Here is a 24,226-nt window from a genome sequence, read left to right as displayed (position 1 = left end):
TTCTGGTCCCATTTTGGTCCATTTTTCATGAAGTACAAGAGGATTATCCGGGAAGCTATGGGAAACACATCTCTCTTATATGCTTATTTTATTGACTAAAATTCAAATCCGGGAATCCCTGGGAAGGCAAATTTTGGAACTACGAATCCGTAGGTCAGAGGTTCGAATCCTCTCGGGCGCACCAGATCTTTCAAGGGGTTACCAGAAATGGTGGCCCCTTCTTTTTTTCCCATCAAAATTCCGACCGCTCCACAGAACACTCCCGGTCAAGCCCGGGATGTTTACGTTTTATTTACACCCTCCCGCCGTATTTATACGCCGCGTTTACATCCTCCCGGCTACACCCGTTCCATCGACAGCCATTGCATGGAGGGTTTCGATGGACATCCTGTTTATCATCTGCACCCTGGCGCTGGTCATCGGAATGCTGGGCCTGATAGAATACTTCGAAGGACCCCAAAGGAAGTAACCATGGACATAGTTGTGTTGGCGGTCGCGGCCGCTTTGTTCGTCTACCTGCTGGCGGCTTTGTGCAAACCGGAGTGGTTCCAATGATGACAACCGATTGGCTGCAATGGATTTTTTTCCTGACCGTGCTCCTGGCCGCCTCCTGGCCCCTTGGGCTGTACATGGCCCGGGTCTACCAGGGCCGCCCCTGCGGCCTGGACGTGCTGGCCGGCCCCCTGGAACGCCTGCTCTACCGCCTCTCCGGGGTCGATGCCGGGCGTGAAATGGACTGGAAGACCTATTCCCTGGCCCTCATGGGGGTCAATCTGGTCGGGCTGCTGGCGGTGTACGCCATGGAACTGCTCCAGGGCGTCTTGCCGCTTAACCCCTTGCACCTTCCCGGCGTGGACCCGCTTGTGGCCCTCAACACCGCCATCAGCTTTGCCACCAACACCAACTGGCAGGCCTACAGCGGCGAGGCCACCATGAGCATCCTCACCCAGATGCTGGCCCTTGCCGTCCAGAACTTCCTCTCGGCCGCAACCGGCATGGCGGTAGCCGCAGCCCTGATCCGGGGTCTGGCCCGGCGCGAGACCACGCATCTCGGCAATTTCTGGCAGGATCTCACCCGCTCGGTGCTCTACGTGCTCCTGCCCCTGTCCCTGGTTCTGTCCCTGGCGCTGATCTGGCAGGGCGTGCCGCAAACCTTTGACGCCGCCGTCGAGGCCAGGCTCCTCGACCAATCCGGCCAGGCCACGCCGTCCCCGGCCCCGGACGGGCAAGCGGCTGCCCCAACCGTTGGCCGGCAAAGTCTCGTCCTTGGCCCCGTGGCCTCCCAGGTGGCCATCAAGCAGCTCGGCACCAACGGCGGCGGCTACTACAACGCCAACTCGGCCCATCCCTTTGAAAACCCCACGCCGCTGACCAATCTCCTGGAAATGCTGGCCATACTGCTCATCCCGGCGGCCTTTTGCCACACCTTCGGGGTGATGGTCGGCGACCGTCGCCAGGGACTGGCCGTACTGGCGGCCATGTTCATCCTTTTTGCCGGCTTCTCGTACATGACTCTGGCCGCCGAGTCCGTTCCCAACCCGGCCCTGGCCGGTGTCGGCGTGGAAGCGGCCCCGAGCCTGGAAGGCAAGGAAGTGCGCTTTGGCACGGCCGGTTCAGCCCTGTGGGCTGCGGCCACCACGGCCGCCTCCAACGGCTCGGTCAACGCCATGCACGACAGCTTCATGCCCCTGGGCGGACTGTATCCCATGCTGCTCATGCAGCTTGGCGAAGTGGTCTTCGGCGGTGTGGGCTCGGGGCTCTACGGCATGTTGGTCTTTGCCATGGTGGCGGTCTTCGTGGCCGGGCTCATGGTCGGGCGCACACCGGAATATTGCGGCAAGAAAATCGAACCCTTTGAGACCAAGATGGCCGCCCTGGTCATCCTCATCCCGCCCTTTCTGTGCCTCATGGGCACGGCCCTGGCGGCCGTTATCGGACCGGCCGACGCCGTGTCCAATCCCGGTCCGCACGGATTTAGCCAGATGCTCTACGGCTTCTCGTCCATGGGCAACAACAACGGCAGCGCCTTTGCCGGCCTGACCGCCACCTCGCCGTTTTGGACTCTGGCCGGCGGCGTGGCCATGTTCGTGTCGCGCTACTGGCTCATCATTCCGGTGCTGGCCCTGGCCGGCTCCCTGGCCGGGAAAAAACGGCTGCTCCAAGGCCCCGGCACCCTGCCGACCCATGGGCCGATCTTTGTGTCGCTTTTGATTATTGTGGTGCTGGTGGTCGGCGCGCTGACCTTCGTGCCGGCCCTGGCCCTTGGCCCGGTAGCCGAACATCTGGCCCTGTTCCGGGCAAACTAACGAGGGTTTCCCATGTCCAAAGAGAGCAAAAAACGCCCCCTGTTCGATCCGGCCATTATGCGCCAGGCCGGCATCGACTGTCTCAAAAAGCTGGCCCCGGCCCGGCAGGCCCGAAACCCGGTCATGTTTACGGTCTATATCGGCAGCATCCTGACCACGGTCCTGGCCGTCCAGGCCGCCACCGGCCACGGCGAAGCGCCCTTTGGCTTCGTGGCCGCCATTGCCGCCTGGCTGTGGGCCACGGTCCTTTTCGCCAATTTCGCCGAGGCCATGGCCGAGGGGCGCGGCAAGGCCCAGGCAGCCGCCCTACGCGGGCTTCGCCAGGACGTGTCTGCCAAGAAGCTGTCCGCCCCCCGCCGGGACGCGGCCTGGACGGCAGTGGCCGGCAATACGCTGGTGCGCGGCGACGTGGTGCTGGTGGCCGCCGGCGACACCATCCCCTCTGACGGCGAGATCCTCGAAGGCGTGGCCTCGGTGGATGAATCCGCCATCACCGGCGAGTCCGCCCCGGTCATCCGCGAGGCCGGCGGCGACCGCAGCGCCGTCACCGGCGGCACACGCCTGCTGTCGGACTGGCTGGTGGTGCGGGTGGCGGCCGATGCCGGCGAAACCTTTCTCGACCGCATGATTTCCCTGGTGGAAGGAGCCAAGCGGCGCAAAACCCCCAACGAAATCGCGCTCAATATCCTGCTGGCCTCGCTGACCCTGATCTTTCTGGTGGTGTGCGTCACCCTTCGCCCCCTGTCCGCCTATGCCGTGTCCCTGGCCGGCCAGGGGCAGGCCGTGACCATAACCGCCCTGGTCGCCCTATTCGTCTGTCTGGCCCCGACCACCATCGGAGGCCTGCTCTCGGCCATCGGCATTGCCGGCATGGACCGGCTCATCCAGGCCGGGGTCATCGCCACCTCGGGCCGGGCCGTGGAGGCGGCCGGCGATGTGGACGTGCTGCTTTTGGACAAGACCGGCACCATCACCCTGGGCAACCGGCAGGCCACGGCCTTTTTGCCGGCGGCCGGGGTGGACGAGCAGCGTCTGGCCGAAGTGGCCCAACTGGCCTCCCTGGCCGACGAGACCCCGGAAGGCCGCTCCATCGTGGTCCTGGCCAAGGAACGCTTTGGCCTTCGCGGCCGCGATCTGGCCGGCCTGGGGGCCAGCTTCGTGCCCTTTACCGCCCAGACCCGGCTTTCCGGCGTCGATCTGCCGGGCCGCAGCATCCGCAAGGGCGCAGCCGACGCCGTCACGGCCCTGGCCGCAGCAGCCGGCATTCCCATGCCGGCGGACATCGATCGCTTTATCCGCGAGGTGGCCAAATCCGGCGGCACGCCGCTGGTTGTGGCCGAAAACAACCGGCCCCTGGGCGTGGTCTGGCTCAAGGACATCGTCAAGGGCGGCATCCGCGAGCGCTTTGCCGAGCTTCGGGCCATGGGCATCAAGACCATCATGGTCACCGGCGACAATCCGCTGACCGCAGCCGCCATCGCTGCCGAGGCCGGCGTGGACGACTTCCTGGCCGAGGCCACGCCCGAGGCCAAGCTGGCCCGCATCCGGCAATACCAGAGCGCCGGCAAGATGGTGGCCATGACCGGCGACGGCACCAACGACGCCCCGGCCCTGGCCCAGGCCGACGTCGGGGTGGCCATGAATTCCGGCACCCAGGCCGCCAAGGAAGCCGGCAACATGGTGGACCTCGACTCCAACCCCACAAAACTCCTGGAAGTCGTGGCCATCGGCAAGCAGTTGCTCATGACCCGGGGATCATTGACCACGTTTTCCATCTCAAACGACATCGCCAAGTATTTCGCCATCATCCCGGCCGTGTTCGTCGGCATCTACCCCCAACTGGCCGTGCTTGACGTCATGGGGCTGGCCACGCCCAAATCCGCCGTGCTCTCGGCCGTGATCTTTAATGCGCTCATCATCGTCTTTCTCATTCCCCTGGCGCTTAAGGGCGTCAAGTACATCCCGGTGCCGGCAGCCGTGGCCCTGCGGCGAAACCTGCTCGTCTACGGACTGGGCGGCTTTCTCGTGCCCTTTGCCGGCATCAAAGGCATCGACCTGATCATTGCCGCCCTGGGTTGGGCGTAGACAAGGAGCCAGCTATGTTCGCCAGATTTTTCGAGCAGTTAAAACCCGCCTGTAGCCTGTTTTTGTGGTTAAGCCTCTTAACCGGGCTGGTTTATCCGGCGCTGGTGACGATCCTCGGCACTGGCCTTTGGCCGCAACAGGCCAGGGGGAGCCTCATCAAACAGGGCGAGACCGTTATCGGCTCGGCCTTGATCGGCCAGTCCTTTGCCGCGCCGGGCTATTTTACCGGGCGGCCCTCGGCCACAAGCCCCGACCCGTACAACGCCGCAGCCTCGGCCGGCTCGAACCTGGCTGCGTCCAACCCGGCCCTGCGGGAACTCGTGGAAGCCCGGGCCGCAGCCCTTTCCGACACGCAGGCCCCCCGGCCCGTGCCCATGGATCTGGCCACGGCCTCGGGCAGCGGCCTGGACCCGCACCTGAGCCCGGCGGCAGCGGCCTGGCAGGTGGCCCGGGTGGCCAAGGCCCGGGGCCTGCCTGCCCAGACGGTGGCCGATCTGGTGGCCCGGCACACCGAGGAGCAGCTTTGGGGATTTTGGGGAGAGCGGCGCATCAATGTCCTTGCCCTCAATTTGGCACTGGATGCGGCCGGCAGCCGGCAGTAAGGTGGTTGGTATGCGCGATGCGGACAAACGCCCGGACCCCGATGCCCTGCTCGACATGGTGCGGCGCGAGGAAGAACAGAAGCACCGGGGCCAGCTGCGGATTTTCCTCGGCATGGCCCCGGGCGTGGGCAAGACCTACGCCATGCTGGAAGCGGCGCGCCTTAAGATGGCCGAGGGGGAGAAGCTCCTGGCCGGCATCGTGGAGACCCACGGCCGCCAGGATACCGAAGCCCTGCTCTACGACATGCCGGTGCAGCCCCGCCAGCGCATCGAATACAAGGGCCATGTCCTTGAGGAATTCGACATCAACGCGGTGTTGCAGGCGCGCCCGTCCCTGGTCCTGGTCGATGAACTGGCCCACACCAACGCCCCGGGCTCCCGCCACCCCAAACGCTGGCAGGACGTGGAAGAGCTGCTCGAACACGGCCTGGACGTCTGGACCACGCTCAATGTCCAGCATCTGGAGAGCTTAAACGACATCGTGGCCCAGATCACCGGGGTGCGGGTGCGCGAGACCGTGCCCGATGCGGTCCTGGAGCGGGCGCATTCCGTCATCCTGGTCGATCTGCCCCCCGAAGACCTGCGCCAGCGCCTGCAGGAGGGCAAGGTCTACCTGCCCCGGCAGGCCGAATGGGCCGGCGAGAACTTTTTCCGCCAGGGGAACCTGAGCGCCCTGCGCGAACTGGCCCTGCGCCAGACCGCCAGCCGGGTCAACACCGAGGTGCTCATCTACCGCCGGGGCCATGCCATCGAAACCACCTGGCCGACCGCCGAGCGCATCCTGGTCTGCGTCGGCCCCTCGCCTTCTTCGGCCACCCTCGTTCGGGCCGCCAAGCGTCTGGCCGACGGGTTGCAGGCCTCCTGGCAGGCCCTGTACATCCAGCAACACCCCGAAGGCGCGCCCACGGCCAGGGCCCTGGCCAATCTGCATCTGGCCCAGGAACTGGGCGCCCAGACCCATGTCCTGACCGGGCCGGACGTGGCCCGGCTCATTGTCGAATTCGCCCGGCAGCACAACGTCACCCGCATCGTCATCGGCAAGCCGCTTGGCCGCAGCCTCCTGGACATTTTCCGGGGCAGTCCGGTGGACCGGCTGGTGCGCGAAAGCGGCGAGATCGACGTCCATGTCATAAAGGGCCAGGACCCCGGCAAAACCCCGCACCATCCGCCAAGACGCCCTCCCCGCAGGTTCCCGTGGCGCGAATACGCCGCCGCCGCCGGCATCGTCGCCGGAGCCACCGCAATCTGTTTCGCCATGTACCCCTATTTCGAGCTGGCCAACCTGATCATGGTCTATCTGGTCGGCGTCATGGCCGCTTCGGTCTGGTTGCCCAGGCGGCCGTCGATCGCGGCCTCGGCCGCAAGCGTCCTGGCCTTTGATTTCTGCTTCGTGCCGCCGCGGTTTAGCGCAGCGGTTTCCGATGTGGCCTATCTGGTCACCTTTGTGGTCATGCTGCTGGTGGCCCTGGTTCTCAGCACCATGGCCTCGCGCATCAAGGCCCAGGCCGACAGCGCGGCCAAGCTCGAGCAGCAGGCCTCGGATTTAAGCGACCTGTCCCGCGATCTGGCCACCACGCGCGGCGAAGGCAACCTCGTCGCCGTGGCCCGCCGGCACATCGCCCGGGTGTTTGGCTGCGCAGTCTTCGTGCTTCTGCCAAACGCAGCCGGCAAGCTCGAAAACGCCTTCCTGGCCGACGATGAGGAAGCCCTGGCCGACAAGGATGTGGGCGTGGCCCAGTGGGTCTTTGCCAACGGCAAGCCGGCCGGGCTGACCACCCAGACCCTGGCCGAGTCCGACGCCCTCTACCTGCCCCTGCCGGGAACCGAGGCCATTCTCGGGGTCGTGGGCCTGACCCCCGAGGACGAGGACGCCCTGGACGCCCTGGAACTGCCGGACCGCCGCCGCCTGCTCGACGCCGTGGTGCACCAGACCGCCCTGGCCCTGGACGTGGACCGGCTGGAAGAAAAAGCCAAGGCCACCCTCCTGGCGGCCGAGCGGGACAAGCTGCGGGCCGCCCTGCTCTCCACCGTCACCCACGATTTCAAGACGCCGCTGGCCGCCATTGCCGGCTCGGCCGAAAGCCTGCTGGCCCTGGGCGAAACCGCCGGGAGCGCCGTTCGCCGGTCGCTGGCCGATAACATCGTGCAGGAGGCCTCCAGGCTGGAACGACTGGTGGACAATCTCCTGCGCATCGCCGCCCTGGAATCCGGTTCCGTGGTCCCCGACATCAAACCCGTCCCCATCGAAGAGGTGGTGGGCAGCGTCCTGGCCCGCCTGGAGCCGCTCCTGGCCGATCATGCGGTGCGCCTGGAGATCCCGGCGGATCTGCCGCCGATTCCCATGGACGAAGTGCTCATGGAACAGGTACTGCTCAATCTTCTCGAGAACGCGGCCAAACACACGCCGCCCGGGACGGAGATCGTGCTGAGCGCCGTCGTAAACGACCAGACAGCCGTCATCGAGGTCCGCGACAACGGTCCGGGCCTGGCCCCGGGCGATCCGGAAAAACTCTTCGAGCGCTTCCAGCGCGGCGACACGGCCAACACTGCCGGCTATGGCCTGGGATTGGCCATCTGCCGGGCCGTGGTCAAGGCCCATGGCGGTGCCATTACCGCCCGACAAACCGGCCCGGTGGGAGCCTCGTTCACCATCACCCTGCCCCTTTATGCCGACAACGCAACACACCATCCTCGTCGTTGACGACGAACCGGCCATCCGCCGGTTTCTGACCCCCTTTCTGGAGGCCGAAGGCTACGCCGTCAGGGAGGCGTCAAACGGCCGCGAGGCCCTGGCCGCGTGCCAGGACGCCGACGTCATCCTCCTTGACCTCGGGCTGCCGGACCTGGACGGCGAAGCCGTGCTGCAGGCCCTGCCGCCGTGGAACCGGGCCAGGGTCATCGTGCTCTCCGTGCGCGGCCGGGAGCAGGACAAGGTGCGGGCCCTGGATCTGGGGGCCAGCGACTACCTGACCAAGCCCTTTGGCCTGGCCGAACTGGCGGCCCGCATCCGGGCGCTGTTGCGCCGGGAAGGGGCTCTTGGGCAGGAACCGCCATCGCAGTATGTTTTCGGGGAGCTGGTGATCGACCTGGACGGCCATGTGGTGCGCCGGGGCGGCGCAGACGTGCATCTGACGCCCACGGAATTTAAATTGCTGGCCTTTCTCGTGCGCCACGGCGACAAGGTGGTCACCCACGGCCAGCTGCTCAAGGAAGTCTGGGGCAAACACAGCCAGGGCCAGGAGCACTACGTGCGCATCCACGTCCACAAACTGCGCCAGAAAATAGAAAAGGACCCGGCCCGGCCCCGGCATCTCCATACGGAAGCCGGCGTCGGCTACCGGTTTGTCACCACCGCCTAGTTCCCTCTTGCCGCGGACAGGCGGCATCGCTTCTGCGTTGCTTCAGGCAACGGAGAGCTGGTCTCCGTTGCCTGGCAACCGGGAAAACGGGCTGGGATTGGGCGCTGCCTGCGGCTGGCAAGGCCGGCAGGCCGAAACTTTCATGGCCGCTGCCAACCGGCGGGCGGCCCTGCTGCGCCCCCAGGCCCTGGTCAATACGGCTTCAGGCATTGCTCGCGCTGGTAGTCGCAATTCTCAAGACAGCTTCGCTTGTTTCCAAGCCCTGACGGATCATAACAGCGCGTGGTGCAGGTTCGCCACTGGTTGTTGCAATACTCCAGGCTGCGCTGGTGTTCGATCCGGGGATACACACCGCCACGCAAGATGGGCAACGGGTCGATGACCTTGCCGGCCCCGGCCTCTTCGATAAAGATGTCTCGGCCGGAAGTATCCCTGTAATACAGCCTTCCGCTTTCATTGGTGTAATAGGTGACATTGTCGTCATCGAGAATGTAATACATCCCCGCCGTTCCGCGCTCGACCCGCATATTCCGCTCGACGACAATCGGATTGCCTGACTGGTCGACGTAATAGATCTTGCCGCTGTCATCGCGGTAGTACAGCCGTTGTCCTTCGTCGCCCCGATGGACGATCATGGCCCGTTCGCCCTGGTAAACAGTCACGCTGCTGGCGGCCTCCGGCGGCGGCATGGTCCGCCGGACACAGCCGCTGGCGGCAAACAGGACCAGGACCGCAAGTGCTCCCAAAAGATAGGCTGATCGTGAAGTGTTCGTTTGCATGGGTTGCCTCTCCTTAAAAAATTGCCGCACTGCCCAGACCCCGGGTGTTTGCCATGCCCTGCCGGCCGCTGCCCTGCCCGAGTGGGTTTACACTGTCGTTCGCAGGCCGGCAGGCTTGCAGGGCATGGACTGCACCGCGCGGCGTAGAGCCGCTCCAGGGACTGCCCGACTATCTTCTGCCGCAACCGGAATAGACGCTCTTGCAACTGGACACGCAGGCGTTCATGTTGAAATTCGACCGATTGTTGGGGTCTGAGCGGCAGTCGCTTGTGCACCGGCGCAGCTGCTGCTTGCAAAATTGCGAGGTTTCAGCGCGCGGAGCAGCGGGTTGATTGGCCTGGTCCGGCCCGGCTGTTTCAGGGTTGACCATGAACGTATTGCCGTCCCGGACCACATGTTGCCGGGCCACGCAGGTGAGGTTGCAATCCGGACAGTTGCGGTTGCAGATGGTGCTCGGATCGCCGGAAGGGGCATTGACCGTACACACGACCGAGCCGTCAGGGCGGACGCATTGGAAGGAGTCGGGGCCGGCGGCATTGGCTCCGGCAGCACTGAGACAGACAAGCGTCAGGGCAACAAACAAGATACGATTCATGGCTTCAAACCTCCGCAGTGGTAAAGCTGCCCGGGGCAGCGTGGCGTATTTCCAACAGATGCACTCTCTCCGGCGTTCCGGCTGACCGGCTGCCGACTGCCCGCGCCAGCACGCGGCCCACAGCGGCAACGGCCTGACCGGCTATTTTCTGGCCAGCAGCCAGCCAAGGAGCAGGCCGCCGAGCCAGGCCCCGGCTATGGCGTAATAGGGTTTTTCGTGGATGCCCGCGTCTGCGGCCTGGATCTTGTCCATAAACCGGTCTTCAACCCGGCCAAACGCGGTCTTGGCCGACTCCAGACTGCCTCCCAGGGCATCGCGGGCGGCCTTGACCCGGCCGGCCTGCTCCCCGGCGGTCGCGTCCACCAGGGCCTGGGCCTGATCCATGAGATGCTGGATTTCCAGGCGCATCGCCCTGGAAGTATCACGTATATATGCCATATAACACACTCTCCCTGCATACGTTTGCAAATATTCACCCCAAAACAAAACTGCGAAATTGAGGCAGATACCAACCAATAGCACTTCTAAATCGATTCTGTCGAGGGCAATCATCTTTTTTATTTCTCCTCCATAAATATTTAAGCCAACACACTGTCCTTATTTGCCAAGTCATAAACAGGACTTGCCTTCCCATTTTTGAAATCAATAGGATTGAATCGAATACAATACAGGCGAACAGATGCAACAGCTTGGAGTTTCTGGAGATAGGCACAGTGCGCGAAGCGTCCGGCCAGGCAGGCGCTTTGGGGAGGTGGGCCAAACAGCGCGGCGGCGTCCGCTTGTTGCCGGCGACACGGCCGGGGGCTTGGCGCCGGATTGGACCGCAGACTCGAAACCCGGCCCCGGCCTTGGAGGGGGAACCGGGGCATCGCCGCACCGGCCTACGGCAGCGTGGAGACGCAGTCCGGCCCGTGGGGCCCTTTGCCCGCGGCCGGACGAGCATGGCTTCGTGGGCATGAAACGGCCCGGACCGCACCAGCCCTTGCGCCGTTTGCCGGACAGCCGGACGAATCCTCTGCTGTGCGCCGGAACGAAACTGCGACCAGGGCCGCACCGGCCCTCTGGCGAACCGGCGGGCGGTCTGACTCTTCCCGCTCTCCGGGACCGGGCAGCCGCCCTGAACCGGTTCGGAGGGAGGCCCAGGCAACCGCCCCGAATATTTTATTGCCTGGAAGTGGCATTTCTACTGGCAAAATCTCAAAAAGGCGCTATGATGGTTTTGTATGGCCTTTTTTTTTCCATACACAAGCGCAAAACCACCATGTTTTCTGCTGTGTCATTACCAACCTTGCAGGAAACATACACTACCGCCATGAAGAACACTCCTGAAAATACTCCAGAGAAACTGAAGACCGTCATAGAGGCTGTTGGCAGTATCATTAACTCGATCTCCGGTCCTCTAGCTGTCCTCGGTTCGGACCTTGTCGTCTTGAAAGCCAACGATGCGTTTTATGATATTTTTGATATCAAGCCAGAAGAGACTGAAGGAACTTCAATATTTGATCTTGTCAACAAACAATTGGAAGCAAGCCACCTTCAGGAATTATTCAATCGTGTCCTGACAAATAAGTCAAAATTCCACTCCCTCGATATTGCCTACAAAACAGAATCGTCTGAGCCAGTAACCATGCGTCTGAGTGCCCGTGTTGTTCAAAAAACCGACATTCATTCGCAGCTTATTGTTGTCTCGGCCGAGGATATGACGCACATTGAACGCAACAAGGCAAACGATCGGATTATCACCAGGGAAAGGGCTCTGGATCTTGTGGCCGCCCGAGATGTTGCCGAAAAAAAAGCAGCTCATATCCGACGCTGCCTTTGCGGAAATCAAGATACTCAAGGACCAGCTTGAGGCTGAACGAGCCTATCTGCAAGACGAGATCAAGCTTGAATACAATCATGAAGACATCATTGGCAAAAGCGAGGCCATAAAAAACGTCTTTTATAAGGTCGAGCAGATTGCCGCCACAGACACCAACGTCCTGGTCCTTGGTGAAACCGGAACCGGCAAAGAACTGGTGGCCCGGGCCATTCACAGCCTGAGCCTGCGCAAGGATCGGGCGCTGGTCAAAATGAACTGCGCCGCGCTGCCGGCCAACCTGATCGAAAGCGAACTCTTCGGCCATGAAAAAGGCGCCTTCACCGGCGCGCATTCCAGACGGCTGGGACGTTTCGAAGTGGCCAACGGCGCCACCTTGTTCCTGGACGAGATCGGCGAACTGCCTCTGGAACTCCAGGCCAAGCTGCTCCATGTGATCCAAAACGGTGAATTCGAACGGTTGGGCAGCTCCACGACCATCAAGGTGGATGTGCGGATCATTGCCGCCACCAATCGCAACCTCGAAGAGGAAGTCAGCAAGGGGCATTTCCGCGACGATCTCTGGTATCGGCTCAACATTTTCCCCATCACCGTGCCGCCGCTGCGTGACCGGGACGACGACATTCCGCTCCTGGTCAATTACTACGTCCAAAAAATTGCCAAGCGTCTGGGGAAAACCATTGAATTCATACCGCTCAACGTCATGCACGCCCTGCAGCACTACCACTGGCCCGGCAACATCCGCGAATTGGAAAATGTCCTGGAGCGAGGCGTCATCAACTCTTCCGGGCCCAAGCTGCGCCTGATCGATGAACTCAAGAAACCGTTTCGATCCCTGACCAGCAGCCAGCAGACCCTGGAAGCGGTCGAGCGGGAGTATATTCTCCAGGTTCTGGCCCAGACCCACTGGAAAGTCGGTGGCAAAAACAGTGCGGCTGAAATCCTCGGGCTCGACCGCAGCACCCTGCGCGCCCGAATGCGCAAACTCACGATCCAGAAGCCGTGAATGTCCTGGCGTCGCCTCGTGCCGCTCCTGGCTCCGGCCGGGCCAACCGCCCGGACCAACTGGCCGGGCCGGGAACACAACGACCACTCCCGACAGGACACAGCCGTCTTCCCTGGTCTGGCGGTGCGGGTAACGCGGGCCGGAACCGTTTGCCTTCTCTCGTCCGAAGTGTGATGAAAGAAGTGGAGATACCCAACAACAAAACAGCGCTCTGCTTTTTTGGGGGACGCCCCTCTGGCCAGAGAGCACCGGGAGTTGCACCTTGTCTCATAAAAAGTCCCGGTCCGACACGACAACTCCGGCCCAGCCCCCTGAAGAACTTGCCGCGCCGGCCCCATACGGCCCGGAAGCCATCTTCCCCATTGTGGGCCTTGGCGCTTCGGCCGGCGGTCTGGCGGCGTTTGAAGCCTTTTTTGCCGGGATGCCCGCCGACACCGAGCCGAACATGGCCTTTGTGCTGGTGCAGCACCTCGCCCCGGACCACAAGAGCCTCTTGACCGAACTCATCCGGCGCTCCACCCGGATGCAGGTGTTCGAGGTCACGGACGGGATGGCGGTCGAACCCAACTGCGCCTACATCATCCCGCCCAACCATGACATGGCCTTTCTGGGCGGCCGCCTGCAACTGCTGGAACCGGCCGCACCCCGGGGCCTGCGTCTGCCCATCGACTTTTTCTTTCGCTCCCTGGCCAGCGACCAGCACGAACGGGCCATTGCCATCGTGCTTTCGGGCACCGGCAGCGACGGGGCCGCCGGGGTGCGGGCCATCAAGGGTGAAGGCGGCATGGTCATGGTCCAGACGCCGGCCTCCACCGAGTACGACGGCATGCCGCGAAGCGCCCTGGCCACCGGGCTCGTGGACTTTGAACTGCCGCCAGGCGAGATGCCTGCCCGGCTCATGGCGTATGCCGCCCAGGCCTACGGCCGGCCTCCCCGGACCACGGCCGCGGCCACGCCGGCGGCAGACAATTCCATGCGCAAGATCTTCGTGCTGCTGCGCGCCCAGACCGGACACGATTTTTCCCAGTACAAGCCAAGCACCATCGATCGCCGCATCGGGCGGCGCATGGCCGTGCACCAGATCGCGACCAAGGCGGAATACATCCGGTTCCTGCAGCAGACCCCGGCCGAGGTGGAGGCGCTTTTCCGGGATCTGCTCATCGGTGTGACCAGCTTTTTCCGTGACCCGGACACCTTTGCGGCGCTGGCGCAGCAGGTCGTCCCGACACTGTTTGCCGGCAAACCGGCAGGATCGAGTATCCGGGTCTGGTCGCCGGGCTGCTCCACCGGCGAGGAGGCCTACTCCCTGGCCATTGTGCTGCAGGAACACCTGGACACGCTGCCGGTTCCCTACCAGGTGCAGGTCTTTGCCACCGACATCGACAGCCAGGCCATTGCCACAGCCCGGGCCGGCCTCTATCCGGCCAGCATCGCTGCCGATGTCTCGCCGGAACGTCTGGCCCGGTATTTCACGGCCGAAGCCGACGGCAGCGCTTTGCGCATTCATAAAAGCATCCGCGATCTTCTGGTCTTTTCCGAGCAGGACGTGATCAAAGACCCGCCATTCTCCAGACTCGATCTGATCAGTTGCCGCAATCTCCTCATCTATCTGGACGGCGATCTGCAAAAAAAGCTCATCCCGCTCTTCCATTACGCCCTGATCCAGGGAGGCTTTTTGTTTCTGGGCACTTCGGAAACCGTGGGCGATTGCAGCGATCTTTTTACCGTTCTTGACCGCAAGCAGAAGCTGTATCAACGACGGGACGATGCCTACAGCCTCCAGCGCCCGCCCCCGGGCCGCTTTCTGCTGCCCAGGCCGTCCAGGGACGCCAGCCTGGCCCAGACAGGCGGCAAACGCCAGGAGGCCCGGAAACTGCCGCTTCGCGAACTGACCGAGCAGACACTGTTGCAACACCTGGCCCCGGCCGGCATCCTCATCACCACCCAGGGAGACATCCTCTACCTGCACGGCCGCACCGGCATGTACCTGGAACCGGCCCCGGGCGAGGCCGGGGTCAGCAACATTCTCAAGATGGCCCGGGAAGGCCTGCGCCAGGAACTGAGCACAACCCTGCACAAGGTCCGCACCAGCAACACGACGGTTTACAGCCCCGGCCTTCGCGTGAAGACCAACGGCGATTTCACCAACGTCGATCTGGCCGTCTGCCCGGTGGCGGCCGACCTGGCCGGAAGCCTCGATACGCCCCTGTATATGGTCATCCTGCAGCCCTCGCCGTCTTGCACCTGCGCTCAGCAACCAGGCCCCGTGCCGCTGCCCCCGGGGCAGGAGAGCGACAGCGACCCGGGCATCACCGCGCTCAGGCAGGAATTGCAGGCCAAGGAAGAATATCTCCAGACGACCATCGAGGAACTGGAAACATCCAACGAAGAGCTCAAATCATCCAACGAGGAAATGCAGTCCATAAATGAAGAACTGCAATCAACCAACGAAGAGATGGAGACTTCCAAGGAAGAGCTGCAATCCGTCAATGAGGAATTATCGACGGTCAATGCCGAACTGCAAAACAAGCTGGCCGACCTGTCACAGGCCAACAACGACATGAGCAACCTGCTGGCCGGCACCGGCATCGCCACCGTTTTTGTGGACCACCGCCTGCGCATTCTGCGTTTTACCCCGGCCGCCACCCACATCATCAACCTGATCCAGGGCGATGTCGGGCGGCCTGTGGGCCACATTGTCTCCAATCTGGTGGGCTACGACCGGCTGGTCCAAGACGTGCAGACCGTCCTGGACACCTTGATCCCCCAGGAGACGGATGTGCAGATTGCCGACGGCAAATGGTACACGATGCGCATTCTGCCGTATCGCACCATGGACAACGTCATCGAGGGCGTGGTCATCACCTTTGTGGACATCACCGAGATGAAAGAGTCCCATGCCTTGCTGCAAAAGGCCAATGCCCAGATCCAACTGGCCGTTGTCGTGCGCGACTCCCATGACGCCATCCTGGTGCAGGATCTGGACGGACGCCTCACGGCCTGGAACCTTGCAGCCGAGCGGCTGTTCGGCTGGAACGAAGCCGAGGCGCTGACCATGCATATCCAGGACATGATTCCAAGCGATCTGCTGCGGCAAGAGTTGGAAAAAATCAACCAGCTCGCCAGCGGAGGAATGCTGCTGCCCTACACGACGCGACGCCTGACCAAGGATGGCCAGACCCTGGAGGTCGGGCTGACCGCCAGCGCCCTGATCGACGCAGCCGGCCGCATCTATGCCATCGCCACCACCCAACGACGGAGCCAGGAGGCGCCTGCGCCATGATGGACGAACTACGCAAACGGGCAGAGGCCTTGGCCAGAGCCAACCACCCCGACGACACCCCGATGTTGTCCCCTGAGTCGATGCGGCAGGCACTGCACGAACTGCGGGTGCACCAGATCGAACTGGAGATGCAAAACGAGGAATTGCGCCGGGCCCAGACGGAACTGGACGCTTCCCGGGCGCGCTATTTCGACCTCTACGACCTGGCTCCGGTGGGCTATTGCACCGTCAGCGAACGGGGGCTGATCCTGGAGGCCAACCTCACCGCCGCCAAACTGCTTGGCGTGCCCCGGGGAGAATTGGCCAGACAGCCATGGACCCGCTTTATCCACAACGAAGACCAGGACAGCTACTACATCTATCGCAAGCAACTCTTTGCCACAGGCCTCCCGGCAACCCTGGAGTTGCGCCTGATCCGAAGAGACGGAACGGATTTCTGGGCGAACCTCTCAACCACCACAGTGCAGACGACCGAAGGCGACAACGTCTGCCGCATTATCATCATCAACATCAGCGAACGGAAAAAGGACGAACAATTTCGTGAGAATGTGGAGCGCATCGTCCGCCATGACATCAAAGGCCCCCTGATCAATCTTTTCAGTCTGGTGCAATTGTCAATGGTTGGAAATATTGACGCCGCAGCCAAAGAATCATTTCCAATTATCATGCAAGGCATACGGCATATCATTTTGCTTATCGATGCAGCCGAGCCGTTGCTGCAGATGGAAAAAGGGACATACACGCCACGAAGAAAAATGATTTGTCTCCACCAAATGCTCTGGGGCATCAAAAGCTCTCTTTCCGTCCTCTCCCAACAATTCAATTCAGAAATAAATATACAAAACAACATCACCACACCTCCACAATGCGAAACAATGCTGTTCGTCGAGGAATTCCTCATCGAGGACATGCTGATGAACCTGATAAAAAACGCTGTGGAAGCGTCTCCCGCAGGGGAAAGTGTCACCGTGGCCTACTATGAGGAAAAAACCGGGCTGCGCATCACAATCCACAACCAGGGAACAGTGCCCGAGTCCATCCGGGACCGTTTTTTCGAGAAGGATGCGACTGCCGGCAAGATGTATGGCACGGGCCTGGGGACGTACAGCGCCCAGCTTATCGCCAAGGCCCACGGCGGCCATATCACCTTCACCACATCCGACACCGAAGGAACCACCGTTACCGTCCTGCTCCCCAGTTCCCCCACAAGCTGACGTCGGTCTGCCCTGAAGCGGCCGAAAACCGATTCCGGCCAATGGCCGCAAACGCCGCCTCAGCCCCCCCCTCCGGACCTGCCCGCCGTATCTGGCGTTTCGCCCCTGTCGCTTCCCAGGAGAGGTTGGCTGCGCGCTGTCTTGGACCAACCCCCGAGCGTGCACGCTCTTGGTGGCACGCCTTGGGCTGCAGCCCCCCGTTTGGTCGAGCCCCGGCGGACACCGACGCACCCCGCCGCCACCCGGGCCGGGACGACTCGGGCAAAAGCCTGCCGGCAGCGCCCAAGCGACAGCCTTTTCCAGCAAAACCAGAACAATCCCCAGAGTTGCAGCCTCCCTGACCAGAGGAGGCGAAGACGGTCATATATGACCTTTGGTTAAATATGGCCACTTTTTAACGATGTTCGACGCCAGCACAGAGCCAGCTCACCCCCCGAATATCCATGCAAAACAGCGTCATGCGTACGAACAAAGCCAGAACAGAGCCTTGGTACGCAACTTGTATTAGGTAGCGATAGTACAGGAACCAACAAAAAAACGCTCAACCAGAGGGCGAACAAGGATACCAACGCATGAAATACAAACGTTACAGCCTGGCTCTCATCATCGCAGTGGCCGCGCTCATCCTGTCTGACGGCAAACTGTTTGCATCCGACACCGATGCCCGCATCATTGCTGCTGCCGAACAGTCGTATGTTTTTAAAACGTACCTCAAAAATGACAACATTATAGTCACTGCCAAAAATGGCGCAGTCACTCTGACCGGGTCTGTTGTCGACGAATCCAACAAGATGCTGGCCAAGGAAACGGTAGCCAGCCTCCCCGGAGTCACAAGCGTCGACAACCAACTGACCTTGCGCGGAGGACTTTCCGCCTCGAATTCGGACACATGGCTCATGGCCAGGGTGAAGTCCACCCTGCTCTTTCACCGCAACGTCGATGGCATGGCAACCAATGTGTCCGTTGAAAACGGGATCGTGACCCTGCGCGGCGAGGCCAACAGCACGGCGCAAAAGGACCTGACAACAGAATACGCCAGGGACGTGGATGGCGTCAAAGGCATCAACAATGAGATGACCTTGAAAAACACCGTCATAACGCCGGAAAAACAGGCACAAGACGGCAAGAAGATCGGTGAATCAACCCTGGGGCAGAAGCTCGATGGCATGAACGAAGCGATTGACGACGCTTCCACCAGCGCCCTGGTCAAGACAACATTGCTGCTGCACCGCTCGACCAGCGCCCTCAACACAACGGTCGACACCGAAGATGGGGTTGTCACCCTGGGCGGCAAGACCGGCAATGCGGCGGAAAAGGACCTGACTGGCAAATTGGTGAGCGATGTCTACGGCGTCAAGCGGGTTGTGAACAACATGGTCGCGGCAACAGACGGCAAGACAGCCCCCTAGGCATGGGCCGGCAAATCCCAGGGCGACACGGGCAGCACTGCAACAAAAGCAGCCAATCAGGATCGCCCGGATGCACCAAGCGCACCAGAGCTAAGATGGGCCGTCAAGGGCGTCGGTGACGCAGTGGCGATATCGATTCGGACACAACTTCTGACAGGATTTCGGCAATGTCGACTGCGATAAGGGACTCCATCACCATCACGAACGATTTGACGGCAAGGTAACCCTGCACCACCATCGCACAAAAAAAGGAGAATACACATGTCAATCGGAACAATATTACTCATCCTCCTGATTCTTTTGCTTCTTGGCGTCATACCAACTTGGTCGCACAGCCGATCCTGGGGATATGGCCCGAGCGGAATCATCGGGACAATTGTTGTCGTTCTTTTAATTCTTGTCTTGCTCGGCAAGCTCTAAAGAACAGCCAGGAAGACACAAGCCCTTGCGGCCAGGGATCGACGACAACAAACATCCGGGCCGCTGTCCACAACGAAGAACAGAAAACAAATCGTAACACAGCCAGGAGGCTTCTCATGAAATCCAGCACCAAAGACATCGCTGAAGGCAAATTGCATCAGGCCAAAGGCAAGATCAAGGAAGTTGTCGGAGTCGTCGTCAACAACCCTGAACTGGAGATCGAAGGCAAGGGCGAAAAGCTCACTGGCCATATCCAGGAAAAGGTCGGCCACATCGAGAAGGTGCTGGAAAAATAACCGCACATCCCCTGAGAACGATTGCAGCCTCTTGGGCAAGGCCTGAAAAACAACCAAGAGGACGCAGTATCCGTCTGGGGCGGGGAAACACCCTGCCCCAGACGCAGGATTCAGGTATGGGAGGGTGCCGCCTGAGAACGGACCGCCCGAATCCAGGATTGCAACCATGCCGCAGTGACCGCAGCACGCAATTGGTCAACGCCATGAAAAACGCTCATGCAATACAGACTTTTCTGCTTGGGACCTTGCTCTTCGCGCACCCCTTCTCGAGCCTTGCCCAGAAAACACCAACAGGTACCGAAACAACAAACCGGACGACAACCCGAGAGCTTGTCCAAAAAATCGGGAATACAGACATTTACCATCTCAAGGAGTCCAAAGGCGTCTATTTTTTTGAAACAACGATGCAGATCAATGCGGATGGCGCCCCGACTGCCTATCACAAGAATCTTGATCTTGGCTTGGATTACCTCGCCAACGCAGGAAGCAAAGGCAACTGGTGGGGCCTTGTCACCGACACCGGGGATTCGCATGGCAAACCCATAACCCAGGATGCAGGCGATCCGGCCCCGGGTTTCTATGTTTCCGGCACAACGTTGCAGGACAGCACAAAAGAGCATGGCGACCAAAATCGTTATGTCGATTCTGAAACGATCCCCTTCTACGTACTCCCAAAAAAAATCAACATTCCCATGCAGATTGGCGACTTTGGCTTCGTCATCAACAGAAAAAACAACACCAGTTCAGGATGTATTTTTGCCGACGTCGGCCCTGAGGACAGCATTGGTGAAGGATCCATCGCCCTGGCCCATGCAATCGGCACCCAAAGCGACCCAAGAGAAGAAGGTTCTGAAGATAAATTTATTTACGTTATCTTCGCAAACAGCGCCATGGGCTGGCCCCTTACCGTTGACTTCATAAATGAACACGCCAAACAGCTCTTTGAAGCGTGGGGAGGCCACAGACGACTTCAAGAGGCACTCCCCAGCCGTAGTCCAAACCCTCAAAATGCCGCAACAGCCAATGCCTCCCAATGAACCGCAACATCCAAAGCACACCCCTGGCCCCAACGACATCCAACAGCACCATAATTTCCAGACACAACAAACAACCCCCTCAAACCACATACCAATACGAGGCCGCCATGAAAAATCGTCACTTTGCCCTCACCGTCTTGCTGGCTGCATTTCTCTGCGCCGGACCCATCTCCGGCTATGCCCAGAAAACAACGGCCCATCCAGCTCCGGATGTCGACGGCGAGGTCTGGATGAAATCTTCCGACCTGGAGAAAAAGGCCTTCTTGTTTGGAGCCGGAAGCGCTCTCGTTCTGGAATACCATGTACGGGAAAAGCGCTCGCAAGAACCTTCGAAACTCGTCGTTGGCTGGGTGGACGGTTTGAAAGACATCAGTTGGTCAGACCTGTCCAACACGATTGACACCTACTACCGGACCAACCCCGACAAGATGCAGCGCGATGTGTTTGATGTCATTTGGCATGAAATCATCGCGCCCCAAAAGAAGAAATAAGGACACCATCATGCGAACCATACTTGCTTCAATGCTCATCCTTGCCTTTCTCAGCCTTTCAGCCTGTACGCGCATGTCCCCCACGCAGCAGGGAGCGCTCTCCGGCGCAGCCCTCGGCGCGGGTGCGGGCCTTGGCATCAGCGCCCTGGCCGGCGGCAACCTCGGCGTCGGAGCCTTGGTCGGCGGCGCATTGGGCGGCGTGGCCGGAGGAATCTACGGCAACGAGCAGGAACGTCGCCAATACTACGGGAATTAATGCAATTTCCGCAGTCGGCAAAGAGCATGCCCCGCCTGCACAAAGCTGCAGGCAATCTCAGGCCGGCCACTGACGAATCCTGCCAGACGCAAATCTGAAACGCGTGCAACAAACAAGGCTTACAGTTTGACTCTTACCATGCGGCGGGGTACATACTTGTGCAAGGACCAGAACTTCACACCCCGCCGCATTCTTCCAATTTTATGGTCCGGAAACAAGACTCTGCAAGCACAATCCGAACCCGTAACTCCTCACCATGGACTTATGCATAAACATTTCACCCGAGGAGTTGTTATGAAACGCCAATATAAATGGATCGTTGGGATGGTTCTGGGCATCGCCGCCAGCGGGATGTTCAGCGCCGCCTCTGCCGCTCCGATCACCGGGACAGTGTTGGCCGGCTTTACCGGCCTGCCCCTTCGCAACTGCCAGGGCACCTATTGCGGCGAGCTGGCGAAGCTGCCCTTCAGGCAGCCGCTCAATATCCTTGTCAATGATCGCGAGGGTTGGGCCTATGTCGACGTCGCCGGAACCGGACAGCGCGGCTGGGTCTGCCTGGACAACACCACCCAGTAAGGCCGGGCCTGTCTGGCTCCATCCCCTGAGCCCCGGGTGCGCCTGTTCACACGAACAGGCTGCACCCGGGGCTCTTGCGCCGCAACGCCGCTTGAACCAGAAGCCCCCCGCGAGAGTATCCTGCGGGGGGCTTCTGGTTGGTGGCTGACGCTTCCCAGGCAGTGTTTGCCGGGCCTTTGCCACGGCTGGCCGAGGACGGTTCCGCCCGGACCTGTGCCTGCCGCCGGCTTGGGCCTAGGGCAGTTGCACCGAGAAATTCTCAGCCAGCACTGTGGCGCTTCGAATCCACTGCCTGGCGTCGGCGTCGCCCTGGACGGCCTTGCGCTTGTGCTCCGGCCAGTAGGCGTGGATGATCTTGAAGCACAGGGTCTGGGGCCGCCACAAATTGACGTCAAAGGGTACGGACCGGGCCAAGACCGCGGCGTTGTTGAGTTGCTCCATACAGGAGCAATCGTCGGGGTTGTTGAAAAGCTGTTCGGCCATGCGCTCGATGGTGGTCTTGAGCAGAAAGCCCAGCCTGGTCCCATCCAGCGTGATGCCGGCCAGACGGGCCTCTTCCAGCAGGGGCTTGACCAGCGCCATATCGGGTTCTTCGCCGGTCACGGCCTTGCTGAGCTTGGCGTTGAGACACAGTTCCGCCGCAACAGACAGGGCTTTGGGCTGTGGTGTGCCGACCTCTTTCAAGAAACGGATCAGCGGTGCGTGGTGTTCGTAAATCGCCTCATAAGTGGCCTGGGCCTCGCGCAGGATCGGGTCCATGACCATACCCAGGATCTTGCGCCGTTCATCGACAAACAGCGAGGCCAGGGCATAGGTCGACGTCTGAAAGTACTCCTCCAAAATATGCAGGGTTCGCAGCAGATCACCGCTGGAAAAGGCTTCGGAAAGCGTCTTCACCAGGTCTTCGTATTTCCTTGGCTCCAGATATTCACTGATGCCGTAGGTGATGTTGTGATCTCCAAGATGCAGGACGCCAAACCACAGGGTGATATATTCGTAGGTCACCTCGGACGTGACCTTCACCCGGCCGACGGCCAGTTTCGTCTTGCCGGACTGAAAGCGCCGATAGTTCTCCGTATCCACAGAATAGGAATAGATAAAATCGCGTTCACTGTATTCGGCAAACAGCGAACTCATGGCAAAGTGCGCCCCGACGTCTTTAAGGGTCAGCATGGTCGGCTTGACGAACCGATTATAGATGACCTTCCCGTTCACATGATCGGGGATGGCGCTTTTGGCCTGCTCCAGGCGATCGAGAAATTCCGGTTCATAGGCAACGCCAAAAAGCGCTTGGGCCAACTGGACGACTCTTCCGGCGTACTGGATGACTTGAATGGTTTCTATGCCGGAAATCTCGTCGAAGAACCAGCCGCAGCTCGTGTACATGAGCATGGCATGGCGCTGCAGTTCCATGAGCGTCAGGACGGTTGTCTCTTCCTCCTGGCTGAGGGCCCGGCTGGCCTGGCTGCTTAAGAATCGGCCGACCCGGTCGGCCGAACGGTCCACGACCACATCGATGTAGGCATCCCGGGCAGCCCACGGGTCCTTGAGGAGTCCTTTGGCCACCTGCTCGAATTGCGGCATGATGCTGTCCCGCAGCCAGTCCATGGCCTGGCGCAGGGGTCCCCGCCAGGACTGGTTCCACTCCGGGTGGCCGCCGCTGTTGCAGCCGCAATCCGCCCGCCAGCGCTCAATCCCGTGGATGCAGCTCCAGGAACTGTTCTCAACGATCTCCACGACATGGTCGGCCGGATGCTCTTCCAGGTACTGGCCATAATTCGTCAGTCGGGCAAGGTTGTTGGACTCGATGTAATCCAGGGCCCGGGTCAGGGCCATTTCGCCGCCACGGTGGTGGTGGCCGTAGCTTTCCCCGTCTGTGGCGATGTGCATGAGGCGCGGGCCGGCATCGTTTTCCGGAAAGCCGGACAAGAGCCGGTTGGCAAAGTCCTCGCCGTTGTTGAGCAGGCCCTCGAAGGCCACGGCCCTGGATATGGGGCCGTCGTAGAAAAACGCGTGGATGGTCTTGCCCGAAGGCAGGGAAAGGACATAGGCCCGGCCAGGATCGATGTCGTTTTCGCCGGACTGCTGCCACTCGCCGTCAGGCAGCGATCGTACGCGCTGGGCCTGGCGCGGAGCCAGGATGACGAAAACAATGCCAAGCCCGGCCATCATCTCAAGGGATTCGAGGTCGACAGCCGCTTCCGGCAGCCACATGCCTTCGGGCTTACGCTTGAAGCGATACTCGAAGTCTTTGATTCCCCAGAGAATCTGCGTGTGTTTGTCGCGCCCGTTGGCCAAAGGCAAAATCATGTGGTTGTAGGCCTGGGCCAGGGCCGAGCCATGGCCGGAGAAGGTCTCCGTGCTTTGCTTGTCGGCCTCCAGGATGGCCTCGTAGGCGTCCGGCGCATGGGCCTGCATCCAGGGCAGCAGCGTCGGCCCGAAGTTGAAACTGATCCGGGCGTAATTGTTGACCAACCTGGCGATGCGCCCTTGCTGGTCCAAGGCTCTGGAAATGGCGTTGGCAGCATAGCATTCGGCGGTAATGCGTTCGTTCCAGTCATGGTAGGGATAGGCCGAATCCTGGACCTCGATGTCCTCAAGCCACGGGTTATCCCGGGGCGGCTGGTAAAAATGGCCATGAATACAGATATAGCGGTCCGACATGTCACCCTCCTGGGGTACCTTCATCGTGC

At 61.0% G+C, this 24,226-nt stretch carries 21 protein-coding genes; 17 read left to right on the top strand and 4 right to left on the bottom strand.

Going from position 1 to position 24,226, the window contains the following annotated elements; all coding sequences use genetic code 11:
* Positions 1 to 551 precede the first annotated feature (551 nt).
* Genes kdpA through DVDV_RS02165 form a run of 5 tightly spaced genes read left to right on the top strand, consistent with a single transcriptional unit; the run spans position 552 to position 8,352 of the window.
* Positions 552 to 2,306, top strand: coding sequence for a potassium-transporting ATPase subunit KdpA (kdpA, locus tag DVDV_RS02185; RefSeq protein WP_075353094.1), 1,755 nt, complete (start codon positions 552 to 554; stop codon positions 2,304 to 2,306).
* A 12-nt stretch (positions 2,307 to 2,318) separates the two neighbouring features.
* Positions 2,319 to 4,391 (top strand): potassium-transporting ATPase subunit KdpB, encoded by a 2,073-nt coding sequence (kdpB, locus tag DVDV_RS02180; protein WP_075353093.1) that lies wholly within the window; start codon positions 2,319 to 2,321, stop codon positions 4,389 to 4,391.
* 14 nt (positions 4,392 to 4,405) lie between these two features.
* Positions 4,406 to 4,993, top strand: a complete 588-nt coding sequence (gene kdpC / locus DVDV_RS02175; RefSeq protein ID WP_075353092.1) for a potassium-transporting ATPase subunit KdpC — start codon at positions 4,406 to 4,408, stop codon at positions 4,991 to 4,993.
* Between the two features lie 10 nt (positions 4,994 to 5,003).
* Positions 5,004 to 7,694, top strand: coding sequence for a sensor histidine kinase KdpD (locus DVDV_RS02170; protein WP_075353091.1), 2,691 nt, complete (start codon positions 5,004 to 5,006; stop codon positions 7,692 to 7,694).
* Positions 7,660 to 8,352: a response regulator gene (locus DVDV_RS02165; RefSeq protein WP_075353090.1), complete on the top strand. Its 693-nt coding sequence runs from the start codon at positions 7,660 to 7,662 to the stop codon at positions 8,350 to 8,352. The genes DVDV_RS02170 and DVDV_RS02165 overlap by 35 nt, the downstream gene beginning before the upstream one ends.
* Before the next feature lie 191 nt (positions 8,353 to 8,543).
* On the opposite strand, the gene DVDV_RS02160 is transcribed toward DVDV_RS02165, so the two are convergent.
* From DVDV_RS02160 to DVDV_RS22010, 3 genes are all read right to left on the bottom strand, one after another.
* Positions 8,544 to 9,131, bottom strand: a complete 588-nt coding sequence (locus DVDV_RS02160) for a hypothetical protein (protein WP_075353089.1) — start codon at positions 9,129 to 9,131, stop codon at positions 8,544 to 8,546.
* Positions 9,132 to 9,300: 169 nt separating this feature from the next.
* A complete protein-coding gene (locus tag DVDV_RS02155; RefSeq protein ID WP_075353088.1) occupies positions 9,301 to 9,726 on the bottom strand; it encodes a hypothetical protein in 426 nt (141 codons plus the stop codon).
* A gap of 141 nt (positions 9,727 to 9,867) precedes the next feature.
* Entirely contained in the window at positions 9,868 to 10,164 is a 297-nt protein-coding gene (locus DVDV_RS22010; protein ID WP_075353087.1) for a DUF883 family protein, read from the bottom strand.
* Between the two features lie 772 nt (positions 10,165 to 10,936).
* Between DVDV_RS22010 and DVDV_RS22925 the strand changes: the two genes are divergently transcribed.
* The 12 genes from DVDV_RS22925 (at position 10,937) to DVDV_RS02100 (ending at position 21,533) form a co-directional block, all read left to right on the top strand.
* Positions 10,937 to 11,578 (top strand): PAS domain-containing protein, encoded by a 642-nt coding sequence (locus tag DVDV_RS22925; protein ID WP_217694113.1) that lies wholly within the window; start codon positions 10,937 to 10,939, stop codon positions 11,576 to 11,578.
* Positions 11,505 to 12,551 (top strand): sigma-54-dependent Fis family transcriptional regulator, encoded by a 1,047-nt coding sequence (locus DVDV_RS02145; RefSeq protein ID WP_217694112.1) that lies wholly within the window; start codon positions 11,505 to 11,507, stop codon positions 12,549 to 12,551. Before DVDV_RS22925 ends, DVDV_RS02145 begins: the two co-directional genes overlap by 74 nt.
* Positions 12,552 to 12,725 carry a hypothetical protein gene (locus DVDV_RS22635; RefSeq protein ID WP_175577048.1) on the top strand — a complete coding sequence of 58 codons (174 nt, stop codon included), beginning with the start codon at positions 12,552 to 12,554 and terminating at the stop codon, positions 12,723 to 12,725. It begins immediately after the preceding gene.
* 88 nt (positions 12,726 to 12,813) lie between these two features.
* The gene (locus tag DVDV_RS02140; protein WP_075353086.1) at positions 12,814 to 15,834 is read left to right on the top strand and encodes a chemotaxis protein CheB; all 3,021 of its coding nucleotides are present in this window, start codon (positions 12,814 to 12,816) and stop codon (positions 15,832 to 15,834) included.
* On the top strand, positions 15,831 to 17,048 hold the full coding sequence (locus DVDV_RS02135; RefSeq protein WP_075353085.1) for an ATP-binding protein: 1,218 nt from the start codon (positions 15,831 to 15,833) through the stop codon (positions 17,046 to 17,048). The genes DVDV_RS02140 and DVDV_RS02135 overlap by 4 nt, the downstream gene beginning before the upstream one ends.
* Before the next feature lie 572 nt (positions 17,049 to 17,620).
* Positions 17,621 to 18,457, top strand: coding sequence for a BON domain-containing protein (locus DVDV_RS02130; RefSeq protein ID WP_075353084.1), 837 nt, complete (start codon positions 17,621 to 17,623; stop codon positions 18,455 to 18,457).
* A gap of 267 nt (positions 18,458 to 18,724) precedes the next feature.
* The gene (locus DVDV_RS02125) at positions 18,725 to 18,877 is read left to right on the top strand and encodes a DUF3309 family protein (protein WP_368482903.1); all 153 of its coding nucleotides are present in this window, start codon (positions 18,725 to 18,727) and stop codon (positions 18,875 to 18,877) included.
* A 116-nt stretch (positions 18,878 to 18,993) separates the two neighbouring features.
* Positions 18,994 to 19,173: a CsbD family protein gene (locus tag DVDV_RS02120; RefSeq protein WP_075353082.1), complete on the top strand. Its 180-nt coding sequence runs from the start codon at positions 18,994 to 18,996 to the stop codon at positions 19,171 to 19,173.
* A gap of 116 nt (positions 19,174 to 19,289) precedes the next feature.
* Positions 19,290 to 20,210: a glycoside hydrolase family 75 protein gene (locus DVDV_RS02115; RefSeq protein ID WP_083634555.1), complete on the top strand. Its 921-nt coding sequence runs from the start codon at positions 19,290 to 19,292 to the stop codon at positions 20,208 to 20,210.
* A gap of 107 nt (positions 20,211 to 20,317) precedes the next feature.
* On the top strand, positions 20,318 to 20,701 hold the full coding sequence (locus DVDV_RS02110; protein WP_075353080.1) for a hypothetical protein: 384 nt from the start codon (positions 20,318 to 20,320) through the stop codon (positions 20,699 to 20,701).
* A gap of 10 nt (positions 20,702 to 20,711) precedes the next feature.
* On the top strand, positions 20,712 to 20,957 hold the full coding sequence (locus tag DVDV_RS02105) for a glycine zipper domain-containing protein (RefSeq protein ID WP_075353079.1): 246 nt from the start codon (positions 20,712 to 20,714) through the stop codon (positions 20,955 to 20,957).
* Positions 20,958 to 21,251: 294 nt separating this feature from the next.
* Positions 21,252 to 21,533: a hypothetical protein gene (locus DVDV_RS02100; RefSeq protein ID WP_075353078.1), complete on the top strand. Its 282-nt coding sequence runs from the start codon at positions 21,252 to 21,254 to the stop codon at positions 21,531 to 21,533.
* A gap of 234 nt (positions 21,534 to 21,767) precedes the next feature.
* Here the strand turns inward: DVDV_RS02100 and DVDV_RS02095 are convergent, their stop codons facing one another.
* Positions 21,768 to 24,197, bottom strand: coding sequence for a DUF3536 domain-containing protein (locus DVDV_RS02095; protein ID WP_075353077.1), 2,430 nt, complete (start codon positions 24,195 to 24,197; stop codon positions 21,768 to 21,770).
* Between the last annotated feature and the right edge of the window lie 29 nt (positions 24,198 to 24,226).

The sequence above is a fragment of the Desulfovibrio sp. DV genome, from assembly GCF_001936595.1.
Classification (GTDB): Bacteria; Desulfobacterota; Desulfovibrionia; order Desulfovibrionales; family Desulfovibrionaceae; genus Solidesulfovibrio.
This window is presented reverse-complemented; position numbering and strand designations above follow the sequence as displayed.